Origin of the sequence: Neobacillus sp. PS3-40, assembly GCF_030915485.1 — a bacterium.
In the GTDB taxonomy this organism is placed as follows: Bacteria; Bacillota; Bacilli; order Bacillales; family Cytobacillaceae; genus JAUZPL01.
This window is the reverse complement of sequence record NZ_CP133266.1, coordinates 1,494,502-1,517,975: the sequence shown is the minus strand read 5'-3', so window position 1 is coordinate 1,517,975 and position 23,474 is coordinate 1,494,502. Positions and strand designations below refer to the sequence as shown.

At 35.7% G+C, this 23,474-nt stretch carries 18 protein-coding genes, 1 tRNA gene, 1 rRNA gene and 1 pseudogene; 13 read left to right on the top strand and 8 right to left on the bottom strand.

Annotated elements, in window-relative coordinates:
• The first annotated feature begins 242 nt into the window (after positions 1–242).
• The 4 genes from RCG20_RS07755 (at position 243) to RCG20_RS07740 (ending at position 4,687) form a co-directional block, all read left to right on the top strand.
• Entirely contained in the window at positions 243–1,562 is a 1,320-nt protein-coding gene (locus RCG20_RS07755) for a GntP family permease (RefSeq protein WP_308183636.1), read from the top strand.
• A gap of 130 nt (positions 1,563–1,692) precedes the next feature.
• Positions 1,693–3,231 (top strand): gluconokinase, encoded by a 1,539-nt coding sequence (gntK, locus tag RCG20_RS07750; protein ID WP_308183635.1) that lies wholly within the window; start codon positions 1,693–1,695, stop codon positions 3,229–3,231.
• A 330-nt stretch (positions 3,232–3,561) separates the two neighbouring features.
• Positions 3,562–3,990, top strand: a complete 429-nt coding sequence (locus tag RCG20_RS07745) for a rubrerythrin family protein (protein ID WP_308183634.1) — start codon at positions 3,562–3,564, stop codon at positions 3,988–3,990.
• A 112-nt stretch (positions 3,991–4,102) separates the two neighbouring features.
• Positions 4,103–4,687, top strand: coding sequence for a DUF3501 family protein (locus RCG20_RS07740; RefSeq protein WP_308183633.1), 585 nt, complete (start codon positions 4,103–4,105; stop codon positions 4,685–4,687).
• Between the two features lie 47 nt (positions 4,688–4,734).
• On the opposite strand, the gene RCG20_RS07735 is transcribed toward RCG20_RS07740, so the two are convergent.
• Complete coding sequence (locus RCG20_RS07735) at positions 4,735–5,412, bottom strand: SOS response-associated peptidase (protein ID WP_308183632.1); 678 nt, start codon at positions 5,410–5,412, stop codon at positions 4,735–4,737.
• A gap of 212 nt (positions 5,413–5,624) precedes the next feature.
• On the opposite strand from RCG20_RS07735, the gene RCG20_RS07730 reads away from it, so the two are divergent.
• From RCG20_RS07730 to RCG20_RS07715, 4 genes are all read left to right on the top strand, one after another.
• Positions 5,625–6,386, top strand: coding sequence for an SDR family NAD(P)-dependent oxidoreductase (locus RCG20_RS07730; protein ID WP_308183631.1), 762 nt, complete (start codon positions 5,625–5,627; stop codon positions 6,384–6,386).
• 575 nt (positions 6,387–6,961) lie between these two features.
• Positions 6,962–8,044, top strand: coding sequence for a 3D domain-containing protein (locus RCG20_RS07725; RefSeq protein ID WP_308183630.1), 1,083 nt, complete (start codon positions 6,962–6,964; stop codon positions 8,042–8,044).
• A 160-nt stretch (positions 8,045–8,204) separates the two neighbouring features.
• On the top strand, positions 8,205–9,008 hold the full coding sequence (locus tag RCG20_RS07720; protein WP_308183629.1) for a LysM peptidoglycan-binding domain-containing protein: 804 nt from the start codon (positions 8,205–8,207) through the stop codon (positions 9,006–9,008).
• A 387-nt stretch (positions 9,009–9,395) separates the two neighbouring features.
• Positions 9,396–9,737, top strand: a complete 342-nt coding sequence (locus RCG20_RS07715; RefSeq protein WP_308183628.1) for a zinc ribbon domain-containing protein YjdM — start codon at positions 9,396–9,398, stop codon at positions 9,735–9,737.
• Between the two features lie 192 nt (positions 9,738–9,929).
• Here RCG20_RS07715 and RCG20_RS07710 read toward each other — a convergent pair whose 3' ends face one another.
• Both RCG20_RS07710 and RCG20_RS07705 read right to left on the bottom strand, forming a co-directional pair.
• Entirely contained in the window at positions 9,930–10,889 is a 960-nt protein-coding gene (locus RCG20_RS07710) for a methyl-accepting chemotaxis protein (RefSeq protein ID WP_308183627.1), read from the bottom strand.
• A gap of 295 nt (positions 10,890–11,184) precedes the next feature.
• Positions 11,185–12,792, bottom strand: a complete 1,608-nt coding sequence (locus tag RCG20_RS07705) for a ribonuclease J (protein ID WP_374120534.1) — start codon at positions 12,790–12,792, stop codon at positions 11,185–11,187.
• Between the two features lie 445 nt (positions 12,793–13,237).
• On the opposite strand from RCG20_RS07705, the gene RCG20_RS07700 reads away from it, so the two are divergent.
• Together RCG20_RS07700 and nagE are read left to right on the top strand one after the other, a co-directional pair.
• A complete protein-coding gene (locus tag RCG20_RS07700; protein ID WP_308183625.1) occupies positions 13,238–13,726 on the top strand; it encodes a PTS sugar transporter subunit IIA in 489 nt (162 codons plus the stop codon).
• A 179-nt stretch (positions 13,727–13,905) separates the two neighbouring features.
• Positions 13,906–15,354 carry an N-acetylglucosamine-specific PTS transporter subunit IIBC gene (gene nagE / locus RCG20_RS07695; protein ID WP_308183624.1) on the top strand — a complete coding sequence of 483 codons (1,449 nt, stop codon included), beginning with the start codon at positions 13,906–13,908 and terminating at the stop codon, positions 15,352–15,354.
• A 160-nt stretch (positions 15,355–15,514) separates the two neighbouring features.
• Here nagE and RCG20_RS07690 read toward each other — a convergent pair whose 3' ends face one another.
• The 3 genes from RCG20_RS07690 to RCG20_RS07680 all read right to left on the bottom strand — a co-directional run bounded on the left by RCG20_RS07690 (position 15,515) and on the right by RCG20_RS07680 (position 19,087).
• Entirely contained in the window at positions 15,515–16,333 is an 819-nt protein-coding gene (locus RCG20_RS07690; protein ID WP_308183623.1) for a PRD domain-containing protein, read from the bottom strand.
• A 663-nt stretch (positions 16,334–16,996) separates the two neighbouring features.
• On the bottom strand, positions 16,997–18,055 hold the full coding sequence (rsgA, locus tag RCG20_RS07685) for a ribosome small subunit-dependent GTPase A (RefSeq protein ID WP_308183622.1): 1,059 nt from the start codon (positions 18,053–18,055) through the stop codon (positions 16,997–16,999).
• Between the two features lie 477 nt (positions 18,056–18,532).
• Positions 18,533–19,087, bottom strand: a complete 555-nt coding sequence (locus RCG20_RS07680; RefSeq protein WP_308183621.1) for a GNAT family N-acetyltransferase — start codon at positions 19,085–19,087, stop codon at positions 18,533–18,535.
• A gap of 191 nt (positions 19,088–19,278) precedes the next feature.
• Here RCG20_RS07680 and RCG20_RS21760 point away from each other — a divergent pair, with 191 nt between their 5' ends.
• Positions 19,279–19,338, top strand: a complete 60-nt coding sequence (locus RCG20_RS21760) for a hypothetical protein (protein ID WP_374120533.1) — start codon at positions 19,279–19,281, stop codon at positions 19,336–19,338.
• Between the two features lie 148 nt (positions 19,339–19,486).
• Here the strand turns inward: RCG20_RS21760 and RCG20_RS07675 are convergent.
• Positions 19,487–19,559: transfer RNA gene (locus tag RCG20_RS07675), tRNA-Ala, on the bottom strand.
• An 89-nt stretch (positions 19,560–19,648) separates the two neighbouring features.
• Positions 19,649–20,344, bottom strand: coding sequence for an MgtC/SapB family protein (locus RCG20_RS07670; RefSeq protein ID WP_308183620.1), 696 nt, complete (start codon positions 20,342–20,344; stop codon positions 19,649–19,651).
• Between the two features lie 118 nt (positions 20,345–20,462).
• Between RCG20_RS07670 and RCG20_RS07665 the strand changes: the two are divergent.
• Both RCG20_RS07665 and RCG20_RS07660 read left to right on the top strand, forming a co-directional pair.
• Positions 20,463–21,371, top strand: a pseudogene (locus RCG20_RS07665) (DMT family transporter).
• A gap of 393 nt (positions 21,372–21,764) precedes the next feature.
• Positions 21,765–23,311 (top strand): 16S ribosomal RNA (locus tag RCG20_RS07660).
• The last annotated feature ends 163 nt before the right edge of the window (positions 23,312–23,474 follow it).

Sequence of the window (23,474 nt, the reverse complement as noted above, 5' to 3'; positions counted from 1 at the left end):
AGGCTCGCCAATCAGCGAGTTTTCTTTACTAATTCTAATTACCAAATTTTTTTTCTTAAATCATCTTGAAAAAAGAAATTTTTTTTCATATAATGATAGTAATATTTGAAAGTGCTTTCATCTATTATTTGGCCAAAATAATAGGGAGTTAATTTTTTTGAGGAATAGTGTTAAATCCAGGAGAATAATCAAAAGCTATCTCTAACAGAACTTTTGAAAATGTTTACAGGAGGAATTTACAGATGTATCATTTATTTATAACGTTTTTAGCAATTATCATCGTTATCTTGGGCGTTTCATGGTTTAAGTGGCATGCATTTATTAGCTTAACTGTGGCTAGCTTATTTCTCGCTATTTTCTCAGGCTTATCAATGGATAAAATAGTTAGTGGAATTGAAACTGGTGTTGGTGGTGCTTTAGGCCACTTGGTTGGAATTCTAGCATTAGGGACTATTTTAGGGAAAATGATGGCTGAATCAGGAGCTGGAGTTCGAATTGCTGATTTCTTTGTTCAGAAATTTGGAATTAAGTTTCTTCCATGGGCAATGCTTTTAGCAGGATTTATTATTGGAATCCCAGTATTTTTCGAAGTTGGTATTTTAATTATTTTACCTTTGGTTATTTCGATTCATAAAACTTCTAAACAAAATATCTTACTTATTGCACTTCCTGCGATTACAGGGTTATCCATTGTTCACGGTTTAGTGCCACCGCATCCAGGTGCAGTTGCAGCAATTAGTATTTACAATGCAAACCTTGGCAAAGTTCTATTATATTCTTTAATCGTTGCTATTCCATCAGCAATTATTGCAGGCCCTGTTTTTGCTAAATGGGTTCATAAACGCGTTACACCGGAAAACGAACCAGAATTAATTAAAGTCAATATGGCTGCAAAAAACATGCCAGGAACAGGGATTTCTTTCTTCATTATTTTACTACCAGTTATTTTAATACTTCTTTCGGTATTTTCTCCTTACATGGGGCTAACTGGAGGAATTAATAAATTCTTTATCTTTATCGGAAGCCCGCTTATTGCGCTCTTAATTGCTTGTTTTGCAGCATTTTATTTCTTTGGTATTCGCCAAGGTATTGATAAAAATGGTATTAAGAAACTTGTAGAAGATTGTTTTCTTCCAGTCGGTTCAATTATTGCAATTATTGGTGCTGGTGGCGGATTTAAACAAATTCTAATTGATAGTGGCGTAGCAAACACAATTGCAGACATGTCACATAGTTTATCATTATCACCACTTGTTCTAGCATTCTTCATTGCAGGATTAATTCGTATTGCAACAGGATCTGCTACAGTTTCTCTTACTACAGCAGCAGGTATCGTTGCACCGATTGTACAACATATGTCAGGTGTTAACCTAGAGTTATTAGTAATTGCAACCGGGGCAGGTTCATTAATGTTCTCACACGTAAATGATGCTGGCTTTTGGATGGTTAAAGAATATCTTGGATTAAGTGTGAAAGAAACATTTAAAACATGGACTGTTTTAGAAACAATTCTATCTTTCGTGGCATTTGGGATTACTTTAATTATCAATATGTTTGTTTAATCATTAAACTCCCTCATTTTTTCGAGGGAGTTTAATTAAATCTGGATGAAAAAAATTTTCATGATTGATTCCATAATAGAATGAGGTGGTCTCACTTCTATGAAATATGTGTTTTTAAGGAGGAAATGAAATGAATTCAAAATATGTAATCGGAGTAGATATTGGAACCACAAGTGCTAAGTCTGTTCTTTATTCAAAGGATGGAACTGTTATATCAAATTATCAGATTGAATACCCTTTATTTTCTCCAACACCGGAAACAGCAGAACAAGATCCTGAAGAAATTTTCCGTGCAGTGATAAATACCATTAAGCAAACGATACAAGGAAGCCATGTTTTGCCAAAAGATATTTTATGTGTATCTTTTAGTTCAGCTATGCACAGTGTCATTGCTGTTGATAAAGATGGGAAGCCTTTAACAGAATGTATTACATGGGCAGACAACAGGAGTTCTGACTGGGCTGAAAAAATAAAAACAGAAATGAATGGGCATGAGATTTACCTTCGAACAGGGACACCTATTCATCCTATGGCCCCCCTTGCAAAGATAGTTTGGTTAAGAAATGATTATTCGGAGTTATTTTCAAAATCATATAAATTTATTTCAATTAAGGAATATATTTTCTATAAGTTATTTGGGAAATATATTATTGATTTCTCAATTGCTTCCGCGACCGGAATGTTTAATATCTATTCTTTAAAATGGGATGAGGAAGCCCTAAAAGTAGCAGGCATTACACCAGATCAGCTATCAGAGCCAGTTCCAACAACACATAGTATAAGTGGTCTTAATGAAACATTTGCAAAAGAAATGAATTTGCTCTCCGATACTCCTTTTGTAATTGGAGCTGGTGATGGAGTGTTATCAAATTTAGGTGTAGATGCGATCGAGCCTGGTGTAGTTGCAGTTACAATTGGGACAAGTGGCGCAATCCGTGCGGTTACTGATCGGCCTATCACAGATCCAAAAGGAAGAATTTTCTGCTATGCGTTAACCGAAAATCATTGGGTTATCGGAGGTGCGGTAAACAATGGCGGAATGATTTTCAGGTGGGTCAGAGATCAGCTAGGGGATTCTGAGGTTGCGGCTGCGAAACGGTTAGGTAAAGATCCATATGAGGTCCTAACTGAAATAGCAGATAGAGTGACACCGGGAGCCGATGGCTTATTATTTCATCCATATTTAGCTGGAGAACGAGCACCATTATGGGATTCGAATGCACGAGGTTCCTTTTTCGGGCTAGGCATGCATCACAAAAAAGAACATCTTATTCGTGCGGTGCTTGAAGGAGTTATTTATAATTTATATACGGTTCTTTTAGCCTTGTCAGAGTTAATAGGAGAACCAAAGAAAATTCACGCAACTGGTGGTTTTGCAAGGTCAGAGCTTTGGCGGCAGATGATGGCGGATATTTTTAATCAAGAGGTTTGTATCCCTGAAAGCTTCGAAAGTTCTTGCCTTGGGGCTGCGATTTTAGGTCTATATAGTCTTGGTGAAATTGATTCATTAAATGCAGTTACGGAGATGGTCGGAGCTACACATCACCACACACCTATAAGTGAAAATGTTTCAATATATGAAGATCTAATTCCTATTTATATTCGTCTATCGAGGCTTTTTAAAGAAGAATATAAAAGTATTGCAGACTTTCAAAAGAAATGGGTATAAGGGTGTAGGTTCCACTGTTTTTTGGGGAATGCCTTTCATTCATACCCATCAATAAGACAAGAGCATTCTTTTTAAGAAAAAAGAATGCTCTTTTTTTTAGCTAAAAGGGTAAGTTCATAATATGAATAAAAATTAACACTTCATTCAAAATGTTTGATTTGATTAACATGGATAGATACACTGAGAGTAATCACAATTAACAAAAACGAAGGTGGTCTTTTTATTAAACCGTTTCATATGTTAAATGGTGATCAAAATAAAGGAAAAAAACATGTTAAAGTGGTGGGAAAATCGTTTAAACAATCAACTATCTGAATGGAGGAATTAAACATGGCGAATTTAAAAGGAACAAAAACAGCAGAAAATTTAAAAGCAGGTTTCGCGGGAGAATCACAAGCGAATCGCCGCTATCTTTATTTTGCTGAAAAAGCAGACACAGAAGGTGCTGAGGAGATAGCAAGTTTATTCCGCAACATTGCAAATGGTGAGACTAAACATGCATTTGGACACTTTGATCAATTACGTAACAATGGTGAAGGAGATCCTGCTACAGGTCTTCCGGTTGGTACGGTAAAGGAAATGCTTGCGTCTGCTATTGCTGGAGAAACCTATGAGTATAGTGAAATGTACCCTGGATTTGCTGCTACTGCTCGCGAGGAAGGATTTGACCAAATCGGTGAGTGGATGGAAGTTATGGCAAAAGCAGAACGGATCCATGCGCAACGGTTCCAAAAACTGCTAGATTCTTTAGAAGACTAATTTATGATACTTCATTTTAAGTAGTGGTGTTTGTAATGCCATGTTTGTTCTGTATGCCGTCCTAATCGTTATTTGGGACGGTGTTTTACTAATTTGAAAGAGGTGCAATTTTATGACTAAGACTATTTCTAGACAAGATATACCCTCATTAAATACATATCGTCAAGGGCGGGAAGAATATCTTCAAAAAATGATTGTCTATAAAAAAGAGCGTAGAATCAGGTTGGCTGATCATATTTCAATATTATTTGAAAACAAAAATACTGTAATGTTTCAAATACTTGAATTGGTAAATAGTGAGGATTTAGAGGATCCAAAAGAAATTGATGAATATATTGATATTTATTCCGGAATGATACCTGATGAAAATGAATTATCTGCTACACTTTTCATTGAATTAGATAATCAATTGAAGCTTACCGAATTATTAGTGAAACTAAAAGGAATCGAGCATCATTTAAAGCTTAGTGTTGGGGATGAAATAGTTCAAGCAGTTTTTGAAGAAGAACATGATGACCGGGAATTTACCACAAGTGTTCATTATCTTAAATTTCCATTAACCCAAACAGCCAAAAACCTTCTATTAAATAGTGATGCAAGTTCCATTGATGTTACTATAGAACTTAATCACCCTAATTTATCGGCAAAGACTAGCTTACTTCCAAATAGTATCAGTAATCTCCAAAAGGATTTCTAAGTGCCAGGCACCATCCATAAAACTGGATGGTGCCTGGCACTCAGCCTTTAACAAATTCGTTGTATTAAATTTGGTGAGTTGTTCTTTGGAGAATTGACCAAGGAAGAAACTTCATATGCTTCTATTAATTCGTCCGAAAGAGGCTTCAATAAATGATCAAGGGAATTTGTGTTATTTGTTAAAGGATCTAACCAAACTTTTTCATCTTCTGGTCTAAGAATAACCGGCATCCGATCATGGAAGTCTTTAACAAGCTCATTTGGGGTAGTCGTAATAACAGTGCAGGAATAAATGGAGTAACCTTTTGGGGATTTCCATTGCTCCCATAGACCAGCCATAGCAAATAATTCATTTGATTTTAGTTTAATCCGCATTGGAGTTTTTGTTTTATCATCAAAGTGTTTCCACTCGTAGAAACTATCCGCGATTACTAGACAACGCCTTTTCAGATAGGCATTACGAAAACTAGCTTTTTCTGTTAACGTTTCAGCCCTGGCGTTAATCATCTTATAACCAATTTTCTCATCTTTCGCCCACGACGGTATTAAACCCCATTTTAAATAACCTAATCTATTTTTAATACCATCATTGATAACAGACAAAACAGAATGGGAAGGGGCTACGTTATAGCTAGGATTATATAGTTCTTCTTGAATGGCTGCCTCAATACCGAATCGTTCTATAATATCATTAAATTCAGCAAATAATGTAAACCTACCACACATCAAAGTCACCTCGGAAATTAGATAATGTTATTGTAACAAACTTTCCTTTGCCAATGCACCTTGGTGTCAGTTTCATCGATTAAAATAAAAGCTATCTATTTTTAATCTTTTTTAAATAAGCTAGTATAAATGGTAAAATTGCTAGATAAAGCTAATCATGGTGTGCGTCTGTAGGCAGTTTTAGCTAAATCAAAAGAATTGAGGTTTTTCGAATGGATTTGCAATTACAGGAAAAAAACATACTTATTACTGGTGGTTCTAAGGGAATAGGAAAAGCAATAGCTAAAGTTCTTATCTCAGAGGGAGCAAATGTTTCGATTGCTTCCCGTAGTATAGAAGCTCTAGAAAAGGCTAAAGTAGATCTTGGTGGAAACGTATCGATTTTTCAAGTAGATATTACAAAAGAAGATGAGCGAGAGAAACTGATCCAATCATTTATTGAACAAAAAGGAACGATTGATGTTCTGATCAATAATGCAGGTGGCAGCAATGGGGGGAAAACAACAGAAACGGCTATGGATTTATTTTATGAGGCAATGGAATTGAATTATTTTTCAGCTGTTCATTTAAGCAAATTAGCTGTAGAACATATGAAAAAATCCCGTGCAGGTTCGATTATTAATATTTCGTCGATATTTGGACGTGAAAGTGGCGGTAAAGTTACATATAACAATGCAAAATCTGCTCTCATTAGCTTTACTAAGTCTTTTGCTGATGAAATGATTTCTTATGGAATTCGAGTTAACAGTATTGCTCCTGGAAGTATTCTTCATGAAACAGGAAACTGGAAAAAACGCCTCGATGAGAATCCAGAGGAAATGAGAGAGTTTATTCATAATGAAATTCCTGCCGGCCGTTTTGGAACTCCTGAAGAAATAGCTAATGTAGTCGCTTTTCTGGCTTCAGGTAAATCTAATTGGATTGTGGGAGCAAGTATAAATGTAGATGGTGGGCAATCTAGGATGAATTTTTAATCCATTAGAGCAATCTTCCATGAAAATAGCAGTTAAATTAAGCAGCCACATGGGGCTGCTTAATTTAACTGCTATATAAAAACATGTAAGTTTGCTATAAAATCAATACATCTTAAATTGAAAGCGGCATTCAACTTCTCTTCATTAGCTTTATATCCCCACTAAATACCCACAACGTTACTCCAACTCCGAATAACAGACCGATTCCACTGTACAATATATATAATGAAGTTAGACTCATAAGTACACCCCCAAATGAATTTAGAAATGCTTTCTTCAATTGAAAATGAAAAGAGTTGTTCAACATAACTAAATTAACTATGTTTTCACAATCTCCATCTCCTTCTGTACCACGGTTTTAGATGAGTGCCGCAGTATGATTTAAGTCCTATGTCTATTTTACTATATATTTTTAATTTTTGGAATATTTTATCAATAAATAAATAAAAAGTTCAGTAAGTTATTTAAATGGTTTAATTGATATTTCTTTTAAAACAAAATGATAGATACTTTTAATCCTTTTGTAACATGACTGGTACATACTTTTGGTATAACTAGTGTACGGGAGGAGAGGTATGCAAATGATTAAGCGTATGATTCTCATAATGTTTACATGGATGTTATGTATTTCGGGATCGGTAGTTACATATGCACAAACAAACACAAAAACGTTACAAAATATCCAGCAAGAGCTTGGGCAAAAGGCTAAAGAAAAGCAGTCCGTAACTAAAGATATAGAAAACATTCAACAAGAAATGGATTCTATCAATACATATATTTCAAAAAATAAAGAAGAGATGGCAAATACACAAAAGAGAATGGCAGCAACTAATCAACTCATTGAAGAGAAAAAAGAGGAAATTGTTAGCCTTGAGGATAAAATTCTTGCTCGTAAAGGGGTAATGAAGAAGAGACTCGTGGCTCTCCAACATGATAATAATCTCAATTTAGTGATTAAGGTTTTCTTTGATTCCAAAAGTTTGGATGATTTCATCCAGCGTGCAGGAGCTGTGACGACTCTTTTTAATGCTGATAAGAGTATTTTAGGAGAACAGCAAGAAGACCTGAAGCATATAGAAAAGGATAAACAAGAGATTGATAAGCAACAACAAAGCTTAGAAGATGAACAAAAAACTCTTTCTAAACAAGAGAAAGATCTAAATCAAAATTTACAAAAGAGACAGGAAACATTAACTGGAATGCAAGAGAAATTTAGTCAAATTAATCAACAAATGGCACTTGCAGAGCAGGAAAAAACAGATATTGAATCACAATTAAAAGCCGCTCAAGAGAAGATTCGAAGAGAACAAGAAGAGGCAAGTAAGCTAGCAACTAGTACTAATATAAAAAATGGTCCCGAACAGGTAGGAAAAGGCGAAGAAATGTATGTTAATGCGACTGCATATAGCCCAGCAAGTTCTGGAGCAGTCACAACATTAGGTTACAATATTGAAAAGAATCCCAATATGAAGTTAATTGCTGTTGATCCTTCAGTCATCCCATTAGGTAAAAAAGTATGGGTTGAGGGGTATGGCGTAGCCGTTGCAGGTGATACTGGTGGTGCGATAGTCGGCCATAAAATTGATGTGTTAATGCCAACGAATAAAGATGCATTATCATGGGGAAGAAAGACAGTTAAGATTGTCATTTTGGACTAGCTAACAATCTCAGGGAATTCACTATTTTTAGAGTTTGGTAGTTGGCCATCTATGGATAAATAGGAAAATTTTAAACGAACAGCCAAAAAATACTCCCTCAATTCGAAATGTATTTAGATCAAGGTAAAATACAACAGAGATTTATGGGGGAATATGAGTATTGAATACGATTATTTTAAAGAGGAAGCAAAGATTAGCTGAAGTAAGAATGAAAAAACAGAGAGCACGTAATAAAAAAATAGTTGCTGCAACTGTTGCTGGATCGTTTACTGCTTTAGTATTTATGAATAATAGAGTATCAGCATGCAGTACAGATTACACTGTAAAAAAGAATGATACTTTATACAGTTTGTCTAAAAAATACCAAGTTGGGATAAGTCAGTTAATTGAAGTTAATGATTTACCAACAGAGAAAATATATGTTGATCAGCATCTAAATGTACCTGAAGATATTGTAGTGCCACAATTTAAGGGTAATTCTAGCCAATATACTGTCCAAAAAGGAGATACCCTTTTCTCGCTTTCTAAAAACTATAGTATTTCTGTTAAAGATCTACAAAAGGAAAATAATCTCTTGTCTGATCAAATAAATATCGGTCAAAGAATCCTAGTACCAATAAAAACTCCCGCGCCCAGTGGCGAAGAAATGTACACCGTTTATCCAGGTGATACTTTATGGGGAATTGCAAAACGCTTTGATGTGACAGTGAAAGATCTTGCAAGGGAAAATAAACTTAGTCAGGAAATGGTGCTAATTGGGCAACGGCTGGTTATTCCGGGGAAGGCCAAATTTGCAGATGTTGAAGTTGTGGGTGCAGCTGATAGCTTTACAGTGGAATTTATGCAAAAAGGAAAGCCTTTTGTTTTAAAAGTTCCATATGGTTCAGCTCCCAATTATCAAGATAAATCAGGACAAAAAGTGATGGTTACCTATAAAAATGGTGCACTTATCTCAGCATTCTAAAATGCTATACTCAATTAAAATTAATGTAACTCGCATGGTTTAAACTATCTATTATATGAACTGAACTACCATTGTGCACTGAAGGGCTACCTTTTTGTGCACTTTTTTACTTCTTGTCATTTGAAGCACTATAAGGTAAGAAAAAAATAAAACCGAGGTAACTTACAAGAGAAAAAAATCTTTACGGGTTCCCAAATATTTATGGAATCATTGCTCAATATCAAATATACTTGGAAAAGACACTTCTAAGGAAGCTAAGGAAAGGTTAAAAGACCTATATTTTTTAAAAATAATCTTTTGCTAGAAAGGCTTTGTTACGAAGTTGTAAACGGAAATCGAAAGCAATTATAATACCTTAGAACTAACATTAATGGAGGAAAAACAATCATGTCTACTTTGCCTAATTGCCCTAATTGTAAATCAGAATATACCTATGAAGATGGAAGCCTTTTTATTTGCCCAGAATGTGCACATGAGTGGACTTTAGAAGTAGATGTCGAAAATAGTGAAGAACACAGGATTATTAAAGATGCAAATGGAAATAGTTTGAACGATGGTGATTCTGTAACAGTAATTAAAGACCTTAAAGTTAAAGGTAGTTCCTCAGTCTTAAAAGCAGGAACAAAAGTTAAAAATATACGTCTAGTTGATGGGGATCATAATATTGATTGTAAAATTGATGGTTTTGGAGCTATGCAGTTAAAATCTGAATTTGTTAAAAAAGCATAAATGTAAATCATTAATATCAAAAAGGATCTTTTTTTTATGCGCAAAAAATGCCCCGAAAGTTTTAACTTTTGGGGCATTATTACTTTCTTTTTTTTTTATTTTTGGCTCATGCCCTAATTTTTTTAGAAAGTTTATTGGTTAGCACTTAGCTGCATTAAATAGCTTGTTAAAGTAACTCATCTTCAGTTGAAATCAATAACCACTCCGCCATTGATTTAGTTTTTGGATACTTTCTGTTAATTTTTCGTCTACGGCACCAGCTTCTTTAATATGAGAAAAAAGAGCTGTATTAATTTCTCGAAATACATCTACAACTGCGTTCACTTCATTTGTAATCGACGCTTTCTCATCCTGAATAAGTTCGACGACTTCCATAACACCCGCGTCTACATCTTGATTTGCGTAAAGAATAGCATTAATTTCTAATGATGCTTGCTCACTCATTGTAATCCCACGGTTTAAATTCTGTAACATTTGCTGTGAACCATCAATGACTATCTGAATATCGCTTTGGATACGATTGATCAATGATTCAATATTTTTGGTACTTTGTGCTGTGATCTCAGCAAGTTTTCGAACCTCATCGGCTACAACTGCAAATCCTCGTCCGTGCTCTCCTGCACGCGCTGCTTCAATAGCAGCATTAAGTGCAAGCAAATTTGTCTGACCGGCAATATTTGTAATGACGGATACGATCTGTGAGATTTCCAAAGAACGCTGTTCTAAATTACTCATATAGGTAGTAGTCTGTGTCGTCTCCGATTCAACTTGGTTCATAACTTGATGAAGGTTATCTAAAAAGGATTTTCCATTCTGTGTTTTTGTTACCATTCCTTTTGCTTTATCTATAAGTATTTGCCGTTTCTCCAAGGTTTGACGTGACATGTTATTATCGTTTATTCCATACAAACTAATTGTTTCGACATGTCCTTTGATTTGATCTACTAATTCACCAAGAATATTGTGCTGTCCATTTACTATATGATGATTCGAAATAATTTGAGATTGTGTTTTATACATATCTAAGAGGAAAGACTCAAATTGCTTCTCTTTTTCACTATATCTTTCCTCTAATAATTGAAGGTTTTGTTCCAATTCTAGATTTCTTTGCATAAGTCTATTTAATTCATTGCTTTTAATAAGTCTGATCATGGTTATTCCTCTCTAATACAAATTTTTATAATCGGATAAGCGAAAATTTACCCTTAACAAAGAGATAAATCTACGATTTTGTAATCTGTAAAAGAATGTAATAAATTACTATTATCCACTATGAAAATAGTATAATTTCAGAAAAATGTCTATACTTATCTTTCAATTTATCATATATTTCATTTTAGTGCGTTAATAAAGAAAAATATCTTATAAACCAATAAAAGCACCCAAAGGATGCTTTTAATAAAAAATATTGCTTGGACTAGTTCATTTACTACAGGGCTGAACCTATTTAAATTTCAATAATAATAGGGAGGATCATTGGCTTTCTCTTCGTTTGTGCGTATAAATATTGTCCAACTGATTTTTTAATATTTTGTTTCATTACATTCCACTTTTGAATATTAGCTTCTTGTAAATCATTAATTGTTGTTTTAGCAATGCGATTAATATCTTTTAAAAGATCTTCGGAATTTTTGACATACACAAATCCACGGGAAATGGTGTCTGGCCCTTGAATAATTTTTTGATCCCTTTTACTGATTGTTAAAACAATAACCAGCATTCCATCCTCAGACAGTTGTTTCCTGTCACGTAACACAATGTCCCCAACATCCCCGACACCCATTCCATCCACATACGTATCCCCTGAAGGTATCTCCCGAGTTTGACGGGCAACTGAGTTTTCAATATCGACGACGTCACCATTTTTAATGATAAAAGTGTTTCCTTTTTCTACTCCAACGGATTCGGCTAACAAACGGTGATGGTGGAGCATTCTATATTCACCATGAATAGGAATAAAATAGGTTGGCTTCATTAATGTCAACATAAGCTTTAAATCTTCTTGATAACCATGTCCGGAAACATGCATACCTGTTGTACTACCCGAACCATAAATTACTTTGGCACCCAATTGAAATAAGTTGTCTATAATACGAGAAACATTCTTTTCATTTCCTGGTATTGGTGATGCTGCAAAAATGACAGTGTCACCCGGGTAAATGGCTACATCCCGGTATTTTCCACTAGAGAGGCGAGCAAGTGCAGCATTTGGCTCTCCCTGGCTTCCAGTACATAAGATGGCAACTCTTTCTGAATCCATTTGATTTATTTCGTTTGCTTCGATCAACATCCCGTCCGGAATATTTAAATAACCACGTTCAAGTGCAACTGAGACCACATTTACCATGCTTCTACCAAGCAACGCAAGCTTTCGATTCGTTTTTCGGGCAGCCTCGACAACTTGCTGAACACGATTGACATTTGATGCAAAGGTAGAGACAAAGATTTTTCCGTCAGCTTTCATAAAAGCCTCAACCATATGGCCACCAACAGTTCGCTCTGTTGGTGTTAGACCTGTACGTTCGGCATTGGTGCTTTCAGATAATAATACTAAGACACCCCGCAAACCAATTTCGGCCATTTTATGAATATCTGAATACTGGTTATTCTCCGGTGTTAAATCAAATTTAAAGTCCCCAGTATGTACGACATTTCCTTCAGGTGTATGAATGACTATTCCCAAACAATCTGGAATACTATGGCTTACCCTAAAAAAAGATACCTGAAGTTGCCCTAATTCGAGCATTGATTCGGAATCAATCGTAACGAGGTTTGTATCTCTTTTAAGTCGGTGTTCATCTAATTTTATGTCTATTAAGCCCAGTGTAAAACGTGTCGCATAAATGGGTACATTAAGCTTTCTTAAGAAATAAGGAATACCACCTATATGATCTTCGTGCCCATGTGTAACGATTAAAGCACGGATTTTATCCTGATTCTCTTCTAAGTAAGTAATATCAGGGATAATCAAATCAATTCCTAACAAACTCTCGTCAGGAAATTTACCACCACAGTCAATGATGATAATATCGTCAGCATATTGAACTACATACATATTTTTACCGATTTCATTTATGCCACCTAAAGAAAAAATGGATAATCCATTCTCATTGGTTCCCAATATTATAACCTCCCTATTTCAATTTAGATATTTTAAGTATTCCCTTTTGGATTTCTTTTATTTAGGGGGATTAACTCTTTGGACATCTCTTATGAAAGGGTATAAAATGTAATACCGCTCCCTTTTGTAAAAAAATGTTATCGTTTTCATATTGATTTTTAAAAAATCACATGTTACTATTAACCCATAGATTAATAACGGATCACATGTTACTGACACGATCAGGCATGGTGGTAAATAGAAGGTTTTCTTAACCCTTTTATTTTGCCCCCATGCCTTTTTATTGTGTTTTTGCATTTTTAGATACATTAAAAGTGGTTATTAATCTAAAAATACACCTATTTTATCAATAAATAGTATTTAAAAGGAGTCATTCAAAATGGCATTTAAATTTTTCAAAAAACAAAAATTACAGATATTTGCACCAATAAATGGAGAGATAATCCCAATAGAACAAGTACAAGATCCAGTTTTTAGTGAAAAAATGATGGGAGAAGGAATTGCTGTAATCCCATCAGAAGGAAATATTTGTTCTCCAGTGGAAGGTACGATTATTCAAGTTGCTCCCACTAAACATGCAATTGGTATTTTAACCGAGGATGGAACTGAAATCCTTGTTCATATTGGCTTAGAAACAGTTGCTTTGAAAGGAGAAGGGTTCACAGTTGCAGTCAACATGGGTGAAAAGGTTTCTGTTGGTCAATTGCTTGTTGAGGTTGATTGGGAATTCATTAAAAATCACGCTAAAAGCATCGTAACGCCAATTGTGATTACGAATAGTAATGAGGGTAAAAAGCGGTACACCCCTACTGAAGAAAAAGAAGGAAAGGTAGGAAAAACCGTTATTATAACGGGCAGTGAAAAGTAATAAGTGGAAGCGCTATTTAACCGTTCTCTAAATAGAGAACTAGATTCAGCATATTTTAAAAAATCTACGAGAAAAGGGTGAAAAAAATGTAAAACAAAAAAATTATTCTATTTTTTGGTTTTTGCACTTTTTTAAATCATACAAACAAGAATAAATATTAGATAGGGGGAAATTTAGATATGATGAAATATTTACAAAGAATTGGTCGTTCATTAATGTTACCTGTAGCCGTATTGCCAGCTGCAGCGATATTAATGGGCATTGGTCATTGGATCGACCCATCAGGTTGGGGTGCTGGTAGCCCGGTTGCTGCATTCTTAATCAAAGCAGGTGGTTCCATTATTGATAATATCCCATTCTTATTTGCAGTGGGAATTGCTTTAGGTATGGCGAAAGAAAAAGATGGTTCAGCAGCACTGAGTGGTTTGGTTGCTTTCCTAGTCGTAAAAACATTGCTTGCACCTGATTCAGTTGCAATGTTGCAAGGTATCGATGTTGCAAAAGTTGACCCATCATTTGCGAAAATTAGTAACGCATTTATAGGCATTCTTTCTGGCCTTATTGCTTCACTTATGTATAACCGATTTAGTCATGTGAAATTACCAGATGCTTTAGCCTTCTTTAGTGGAAAACGTCTTGTTCCTATTATGACTTCTGTTGCAATGCTAGTTGTTTCTGTTGCATTACTTTTTGTATGGCCAGTTGTTTTTACAGGATTAGTTTCATTCGGTGAAGGAATTAGTAAATTAGGTGCTGTTGGTGCAGGAATCTACGGCTTCTTAAACAGACTCTTAATTCCAATTGGATTACATCATGCCTTAAACGCAGTATTCTGGTTTGATACAGCTGGCATTAATGATATTGGGAATTTTTGGGCAGGAAAAGGAACGAAAGGTGTTACCGGTATGTATCAAGCAGGATTCTTCCCTGTTATGATGTTTGGTTTACCAGCTGCTGCACTTGCTATGTACCATACGGCAAAAACAAAAAAGAAAAAAGAAGTGGCATCATTGATGCTTGCTGCTGGTTTTGCTTCCTTCTTCACAGGGGTAACAGAACCTCTTGAATTTTCTTTCATGTTTGTAGCACCATTACTTTATGTGGTTCATGCTGTGTTGATGGGCCTATCATTAGCTGTAGCTGCATTGTTTCATTGGACAGCAGGATTTACTTTTAGTGGTGGATTTATTGACTTTGTTTTAAGTTCGAGCTTGCCATTGGCTAATAAACCATATATGTTGTTGGTTCAAGGTTTAGTGTTTGCTGTCATTTACTACTTCTTATTCCGTTTCCTTATTACAAAATTCAACTTAATGACTCCTGGTAGAGAAGAAGATACGGATGATGATGATAAAGTAAGTATAATGGCAGGAAAATCAAATGATAAATTCGCCGTATTGGCAAGTAAGATTTATGATGGACTTGGCGGAGATGCTAATGTCGTTTCCGTGGACAATTGCACAACTCGTTTAAGACTTGAAGTAAAAGATATGAATGCAGTTGATCAAAAGAAAATAAAAGCTACAGGTGTACCGGGTATTAATGTTGTTGGAGCACATAGTATCCAAGTTATTGTTGGAACTTCTGTACAGTTCGTAGCAGATGAAATGATTAAACTGCGTAAATAAAAGCTAATTAAAAATAAGAACCTGTGGATAAGTTGATTATCCACAGGTTTTTTATATTCAGAATTTATATTTATAAGATATGTGACACTCCTAAATAAATTTATATCGAAAAAGGCAACACCCTTATTAGGATGTTGCCTTTCTACATTATTATTAGGTTTTAATATTTCCTCAATCGTTCAATATGCATGGTTATGTAACCGAGTTCTTGTTCAGGAAGAATGATACCGTGATTTTGAGAAAGTTCTTTGGCGACTGCTTCAGCACATCTGTACGAGATTGAAAATTTCTTTTTCAACATGACAAGAATTTCTTCATCCATAGTATGGATCTCATAATTATTGATTCTTGTAATAGCAAATCGAAGATGGGTTATTAATCGTTGATATGAGATATCATCTTCTTCAATCTCTATTTTAAGGAAGTCCTTGATAACCTGCACCATATCACCAATGATAGCCGTTTGCCTAACTGTTTGGTGCATATCACCGCCTTGTAGTTTAGCAGTATGGATATGTAATGCAATATAGGCTGCTTCATCAACAGGCATTTTTATTTTTGCATTTTTTTCAATATGTCTAACAGCCCACATACCAATATCAAATTCTTTTTTATATAAAATCTTTATTTCATGAAAAAGCTTATTTTTTAGATGAATGCCTTCTTTGACTCTTTCAATGGCAAATGATAAGTGGTCTGTGAGTGAAATATGAATATGATCATTTAACTTTGATCCTAGGTATTCTTCTGCATAAGTGATAATCTCTTCTGCGAGGGCGAAGTGTTCTTCTGGAATCTGGAGTAGAAGCTGTTGGAATTTTTCATTTTCTTTCATCACAAATAATTTTTCTATTTTATGAACGTTTACAATATCATTTTTTCTTTTTTGAAAGGCTATTCCTGCTCCTATAGCTATTTTTTCTTCATTTCCATCTGTGACGACAACAGCATTGTTATTTAGAATTTTTTTGATTTTCAATTGAGGTCAACTCCTTGTTTTCCTTTATAAACAGAGGATTAATGATAAAAAAGTAAGTATTATAATGGCAACTTTGCTCTTATGTTAATTTTTTAATTAATTAATGGAATATTTTTATGACTAATCTACCCATTATAGAATGAAGAGTTTCACTATTAAAATGAAAGGAGTAAAAATATTTGAAGCTTGGGAAATTCTCAGAAGAAACTAATTAGGCCAAATGACCGAATGTCAAAAGAACTAGTAAAAAACAACTTAAAAAAAGTAAACGCTGTCGAAATGGGCGTAAAAAGTCTATCAATTATAGCCTGATTAATTAAGCTAACATGTAAAATGAATATTTAAACAAGAAAAAAGGCAGGGAGATACAGTAAAAAGGGCGACCCCTTTTTATCGTACCACCATGCCTAATCGTATTAGTAACATGTGATCATTATTAAGTATATTTCATGTTAGCATCATTTTATAAAATAGGCAATACATATTCAGAGAAGGGCGGAATCAGTGAATATTCATAAACCTCCATATAGTGGATGTAGAATGGATTTGAATACGTCTTTTCCAAGGTATCAAAAGAATAGAGTCTAAATGAGCCAAAAATCAATCATAGTTGATAAAAAACCAGATATTAAAAAGGCCTAGCTACAAGCTAAGCCACTAAATTTAATATTTAATTTTCTTCTGGTTGTTAGAAAGTTGTTTCCATTTAGCCTTTTCAGCCAATGTGGCATGCTGACTTTCTTTTCTTTGTAGATATGCTAATTCCTTTTGAAGTTTTACATAGTTGTAATATCGATCTGAATTAAGTGTTCCGTTGGATATCGCATTCAAGACAGCACATCCAGGTTCGTTTTTATGAATGCAATCTCTAAACTTGCAGTTCTCAGCTAGTGATTCTATATCTGAAAAACTCTGACTTAATCCCTCATCAGCTTCCCATAACTGCAGCTCTCTCATTCCTGGAGTATCAATTAAGATACCACCTTTTTCAAGGACGATTAATTCACGGTGGGTAGTGGTATGCCGGCCACGATCATCCCCTTCACGAACCTCTTTAACTGCTTGCCTTTGATGACCAATTAGTGCATTCGTCAAGGTAGATTTCCCTACACCTGAAGAGCCAAGTAACGCGATTGTTTGCCCCTCGTAAAGGTAAGGTGTAAGCAGGTTTAGTCCAGTGTTTTTTTCGGCGCTTATTGGTAAGATAGGTACGCCCAGAGCAACCGATTCAACCTCTGCAATTTTTTTCTCGATATCTTTACATAAATCGGCCTTACTTAGAATAATAACGGGATTTGCTCCACTCTCCCAGGCAGACAGGATATAACGCTCGATTCTCCGAATATTAAAGTCTGCATTTAATGCATTTACTAAAAAGATAGTATCTACGTTAGAGGCAACAATTTGCTCTTCTGTTGTCAGCCCTGCAACTTTTCTAGAAAATTTACTTTTTCTTGGTAGCAACCCATGTATAGTTGCTTTTTGTTCCTCGGGACGTGCCGAAATCACTACCCAATCTCCTACAGCGGGATAATCCTCACGTTCCAATGCATTAAAACGCATTTTACCTGATACTTCAGCTAAAAATTCTCCTTGTTCACTGAAAACACGATACAATTTTTTATGTTCTAGCGCAATTCTTCCTACATCAAACCCTTGTTCTTTATAATTCAAAAATTCTTCTTCGAAAAATTTATTCCAGCCAAGTGTTTTTAAATTCAAATGTTATTCCTCCACAATTTTAGGGTAAAAAAATAAACCGTGAGTGCACGGTTTTGGAATTAAAGAACATTATCGTCCCTTTCAAAATATAAAAACCATGAACTATATGCTGCAGCCCATGGTTGTAAATACATTAATAAATATAATTTAACTTTGATAAATGCATCTAAACATTTTCCACGGACTGCATTATGAAATTAGATTGGTTTCTTGCATTTAATGTTGCACTCATAATACATTCCTCCTTTTGGAAATGTCAGATTTTTCATTCAATCACATTGTAAACGGTTTCTTTTTTAAAGTAAAGATTTTTTATTTAGAATTAATGGAGAAGTAGATTAATGAGCTTGAAAAGAACCAAAAACGACTACTGAACCCGATAGGGGAGTTATATCTATAGAAATAGTATCATTCCCAAAGAAAAATTTAAATTCTAGAAGTGAAAAAGGAATTCATTAAAGCAGCTGAACATTATTATTAAATATCTATCTTATTTTCAAACCGTTTATTGTTTCGTAATACGGTAATAAAACCATCCAAAATATCATGACTAATAGAAAAACCTTTACGTTTATAGAATTCCAAGGCGGTATTATTTCCATTTGAGACAAAGATAAAATAATCTTCGATATCATCAAATTGTTTTAACCATTTCATTGACATATTGAAAAGAATTGATCCAATCCCGTATTGTCTGTATTCTTCTTTAATATAAAATTGGGATAAACAACCTACATTACTCTTACTGATAGAAGAAAGGTCAAAAAAAGTGGCAAATTCATTTGAATATGTTTCTTTGGGGGATATATTGGAATATACATAACCTACTATTTTATCTTCATCTTTTACTACTACAGTATAATTGTATATTGCACTTTTTATTGAAGGAATCATCCTTGTGTCAAAATTCATGCTGTCAAACAATTCCGGTTTTATGAATGATTTCGACTTTTGAAATGCCATGAGTTCATTGCACATATCTCTACAGTATTCAATTTTATCATCTGGTATAATTTCATATTTTAAATTCACATTTTTCACTCCTTTTATTTATCATTCTAGCAGTAGTTCCCATTAAGTAAGTCATTGTAAGTCTGCCTGTGCTAGTATGTTAAGCCTTACTAATGTTACTAATATTCATTTATCTACGATATAATTTTAATGCCTAACTAAATTAAAACAAGTATGCACCAAGAGTAAAATACTCACTAACTGAAGCAGGAGTGTACTTGATACCATCCCTAGAATCACTAGCAAAATGGGGTAAGTATATTAAAAATTAGTGAATTCTTTTGGATTGGATGGACAAAATCTTTGATTGTTTACTTCTAAAGGAGAAGGAAAATTCAGATATTTGCACTGATGTCAGTAGTGGTTCACGATATATCAACTAAACAAAAAAAACCCTTGCTATGCAAGGGTTTTTGGTAATGGAGAATAGGGGGCTCGAACCCCTGACCTTTTGGCTGCCAGCCAAACGCTCTCCCAGCTGAGCTAATCCCCCAAAAGAAACGGTATATCAATGATTATATCTGTATACTTTTATTCATGCAAGCGGATTTTTAAAAATAAATAGTTGATTGGCTATTCTATTTAGCTGATGCTCTCAATTTCTACCTTATGCACCCCATCTAAATCAGAAATAGCATTATAAACATCTGTAGTTCTATTCCTAAAATCCACCGCGATTGCAACTTGAACAAGGTGATCTCCATCGTTCAGATCCTTAATACGGATTCTTCGAATGATGTACTTTTTTTCCATTAGAAAATTAATTGCTTCTTGAATTTGAGTCTTATTTCTAATATTTAACTGTAGCATGATTTCTTTTTCTCTTAATTGCTTCGGACCTATTATCTTCATTAAAAAAGGCATAAACTCAACACTTATCATAATAAGAGTAACACCTGCGACTGCTTCTAAGTAAAACCCAACCCCAACGGCAATCCCAATACCAGCGGCTCCCCATATCATAGCAGCAGTTGTTAATCCAGAGATACTGTCATTCCCCCTTCTTAAAATGACACCAGCTCCTAAAAATCCTATTCCAGAAACTATTTGTGCTGCAAGGCGCAAGGGGTCCATTGTGATTTTGACTTTATCAGAATCAGGAAACATGTAAGCAGATTCGATCGAAACAGTGGTCAATAAGCAGCTTACTATACAAATAACAAGGCTAGTTTTCAAGCCGACTGGCTTCCTCTTTATTTCACGCTCAAGTCCAATAATAAGTCCCAACACTGCCGATATTCCTAATTTTAAAAAAATTTCCGTGTCTAAGATATTCATTATAAATCACATCCAGTAATAGTTATTCGGTACTAAATAAAGAGTATTAGAAAAGATATATGCTAAAATAATGTAAATACTTCAATAATTTTTTATTTTCATTCTAAAGGAGTTTATCATGGGAGAACCAAAAATCAATCCATACACTGCCCTAGTTGTGGGTGTTATTTCAGTATCTGCATCAGCTATTCTAGTCAAGCTTTGTTCCGCACCCTCAGGGGTAATTGCTTTTTATCGTTTATTTTTTTCTGTCCTTTTTATGATACCAATAATATTTTAAAAAAAATATATATCTGAACTCCGGCTTATAACGAAAAAAGACTGGCTTTTTTCTGCAATTGCAGGAATTTTGCTAGCTTTTCATTTTATTCTCTGGTTTGAATCATTAAACTATACTTCAGTGGCTAGTTCTACAGTTCTTGTTACATTACAACCTTTATTTGCTTTTATCGGAGCTTATATATTTTTCAAAGAAAGGTTATCAGTTAAAGCAATTGCTAGTGGGTTAATTGCTGTGGTGGGAGGTAGTATCATTAGCATAGGGGATTTTAAAATTAGTGGATCAGCCCTTTTTGGGGACTTTCTAGCCATTGTTGCATGCACCTTCGTTACCGGTTATTTGTTATTTGGGCAAACTGTTAGAAAAAGATTATCCCTTATTACATACACGTTTGTAGTTTATTTTATGAGCACTTTTACACTTTTGATATATATCCTGCTATGCAAACAACCTTTAGTTCCATATAGAACAGACGATTGGGTTTATTTTATTTTACTTGCACTTATCCCTACTTTACTTGGACATACATTATTTAATTGGTCGATTAAATGGCTAAGTGCATCAACTATTTCAATGGTAATTTTATTTGAACCAATTGGAGCGACAATTCTTGCTTATTTTTTACTGAATGAGCATACTGCCTGGTCTCAAATTCTTGGTGGTTTGATAGTTATTTCCGGTATTTCACTCTTTATAATAGATGAAAGAAAAATAAAACATAAAGAAATCATCAAAAGGGAAGGTTAGAAGAGGGGCGAAACCGATCCTTAGAATAAGTATTGTGGAGGGTTCCTATGGGATTGCCGATTGTATTTGTTAAAAGTTGAATGATTTGGATGCCCATTTATTAAAACGAAAAAACTAAAAAAAACTAAAAATTATATTGCAATCATTTTTATATCATGATATATTAATTCTTGTCCTCTTCAAGAGAGGCAAAAAACAAAAAAGAATTTTTTTAAAAAAGTAATTGACATCACGAAGCCGAATGTGTTATATTAGTAAAGTCGCTTCTGGGTGATTGATTAAATTGTTCCTTGAAAACTAAACAAACAAAAACGTCAACAAACAAACAAAAATATAGTGTTTGCTTATAGCAACACTAGCCAACGTAAACTATGAGCTAAACTCATACTTTCTTTTATGGAGAGTTTGATCCTGGCTCAGGACGAACGCTGGCGGCGTGCCTAATACATGCAAGTCGAGCGAATTTTTAGGAGCTTGCTCCTAAAAATTAGCGGCGGACGGGTGAGTAACACGTGGGCAACCTGCCTGTAAGACTGGGATAACTTCGGGAAACCGGAGCTAATACCGGATAATCCTTTTCCTCACATGAGGGAAAGCTGAAAGACGGTTTCGGCTGTCACTTACAGATGGGCCCGCGGCGCATTAGCTAGTTGGTGAGGTAACGGCTCACCAAGGCGACGATGCGTAGCCGACCTGAGAGGGTGATCGGCCACACTGGGACTGAGACACGGCCCAGACTCCTACGGGAGGCAGCAGTAGGGAATCTTCCGCAATGGACGAAAGTCTGACGGAGCAACGCCGCGTGAACGATGAAGGCCTTCGGGTCGTAAAGTTCTGTTGTTAGGGAAGAACAAGTATCGGAGTAACTGCCGGTACCTTGACGGTACCTAACCAGAAAGCCACGGCTAACTACGTGCCAGCAGCCGCGGTAATACGTAGGTGGCAAGCGTTGTCCGGAATTATTGGGCGTAAAGCGCGCGCAGGCGGTCCTTTAAGTCTGATGTGAAAGCCCACGGCTCAACCGTGGAGGGTCATTGGAAACTGGGGACTTGAGTACAGAAGAGGAAAGTGGAATTCCACGTGTAGCGGTGAAATGCGTAGAGATGTGGAGGAACACCAGTGGCGAAGGCGACTTTCTGGTCTGTAACTGACGCTGAGGCGCGAAAGCGTGGGGAGCAAACAGGATTAGATACCCTGGTAGTCCACGCCGTAAACGATGAGTGCTAAGTGTTAGAGGGTTTCCGCCCTTTAGTGCTGCAGCTAACGCATTAAGCACTCCGCCTGGGGAGTACGGCCGCAAGGCTGAAACTCAAAGGAATTGACGGGGCCCGCACAAGCGGTGGAGCATGTGGTTTAATTCGAAGCAACGCGAAGAACCTTACCAGGTCTTGACATCCTCTGACAACCCTAGAGATAGAGCTTTCCCCTTCGGGGGACAGAGTGACAGGTGGTGCATGGTTGTCGTCAGCTCGTGTCGTGAGATGTTGGGTTAAGTCCGCAACGAGCGCAACCCTTGATCTTAGTTGCCAGCATTCAGTTGGGCACTCTAAGGTGACTGCCGGTGACAAACCGGAGGAAGGTGGGGATGACGTCAAATCATCATGCCCCTTATGACCTGGGCTACACACGTGCTACAATGGATGGTACAAAGGGCTGCAAAACCGCGAGGTTAAGCGAATCCCATAAAACCATTCTCAGTTCGGATTGTAGGCTGCAACTCGCCTACATGAAGCTGGAATCGCTAGTAATCGCGGATCAGCATGCCGCGGTGAATACGTTCCCGGGCCTTGTACACACCGCCCGTCACACCACGAGAGTTTGTAACACCCGAAGTCGGTGGGGTAACCGTAAGGAGCCAGCCGCCTAAGGTGGGACAGATGATTGGGGTGAAGTCGTAACAAGGTAGCCGTATCGGAAGGTGCGGCTGGATCACCTCCTTTCTAAGGAATATATTCTGACTTTGGGTCAGATATAAAATGTTTGCTCTGACGTTTCTTGTTTGTTTAGTTTTGAGGGAGTAATTCCTCGAAGCTTTATTTTTTTGTCTCTGCGAGTAGTCATTATCGCAAGGCAAGGTGAAGTATTGTTCCTTGAAAACTAGAT

What these genes read in the sequence shown, in the direction of transcription:
- RCG20_RS07730 (WP_308183631.1), top strand. Translation starts at nt 5,625, where the DNA reads ATGGATTTGCAATTACAGGAAAAAAACATACTTATTACTGGTGGTTCT.
- RCG20_RS07715 (WP_308183628.1), top strand. Translation starts at nt 9,396, where the DNA reads ATGTCTACTTTGCCTAATTGCCCTAATTGTAAATCAGAATATACCTAT.
- RCG20_RS07710 (WP_308183627.1), bottom strand. Translation starts at nt 10,889, where the DNA reads ATGATCAGACTTATTAAAAGCAATGAATTAAATAGACTTATGCAAAGA.
- RCG20_RS07700 (WP_308183625.1), top strand. Translation starts at nt 13,238, where the DNA reads ATGGCATTTAAATTTTTCAAAAAACAAAAATTACAGATATTTGCACCA.
- RCG20_RS07725 (WP_308183630.1), top strand. Translation starts at nt 6,962, where the DNA reads ATGCAAATGATTAAGCGTATGATTCTCATAATGTTTACATGGATGTTA.
- RCG20_RS07745 (WP_308183634.1), top strand. Translation starts at nt 3,562, where the DNA reads ATGGCGAATTTAAAAGGAACAAAAACAGCAGAAAATTTAAAAGCAGGT.
- nagE (WP_308183624.1), top strand. Translation starts at nt 13,906, where the DNA reads ATGATGAAATATTTACAAAGAATTGGTCGTTCATTAATGTTACCTGTA.
- gntK (WP_308183635.1), top strand. Translation starts at nt 1,693, where the DNA reads ATGAATTCAAAATATGTAATCGGAGTAGATATTGGAACCACAAGTGCT.
- RCG20_RS07670 (WP_308183620.1), bottom strand. Translation starts at nt 20,344, where the DNA reads ATGAATATCTTAGACACGGAAATTTTTTTAAAATTAGGAATATCGGCA.
- RCG20_RS07740 (WP_308183633.1), top strand. Translation starts at nt 4,103, where the DNA reads ATGACTAAGACTATTTCTAGACAAGATATACCCTCATTAAATACATAT.
- RCG20_RS07705 (WP_374120534.1), bottom strand. Translation starts at nt 12,792, where the DNA reads ATGTATGTAGTTCAATATGCTGACGATATTATCATCATTGACTGTGGT.
- RCG20_RS07755 (WP_308183636.1), top strand. Translation starts at nt 243, where the DNA reads ATGTATCATTTATTTATAACGTTTTTAGCAATTATCATCGTTATCTTG.
- RCG20_RS07735 (WP_308183632.1), bottom strand. Translation starts at nt 5,412, where the DNA reads ATGTGTGGTAGGTTTACATTATTTGCTGAATTTAATGATATTATAGAA.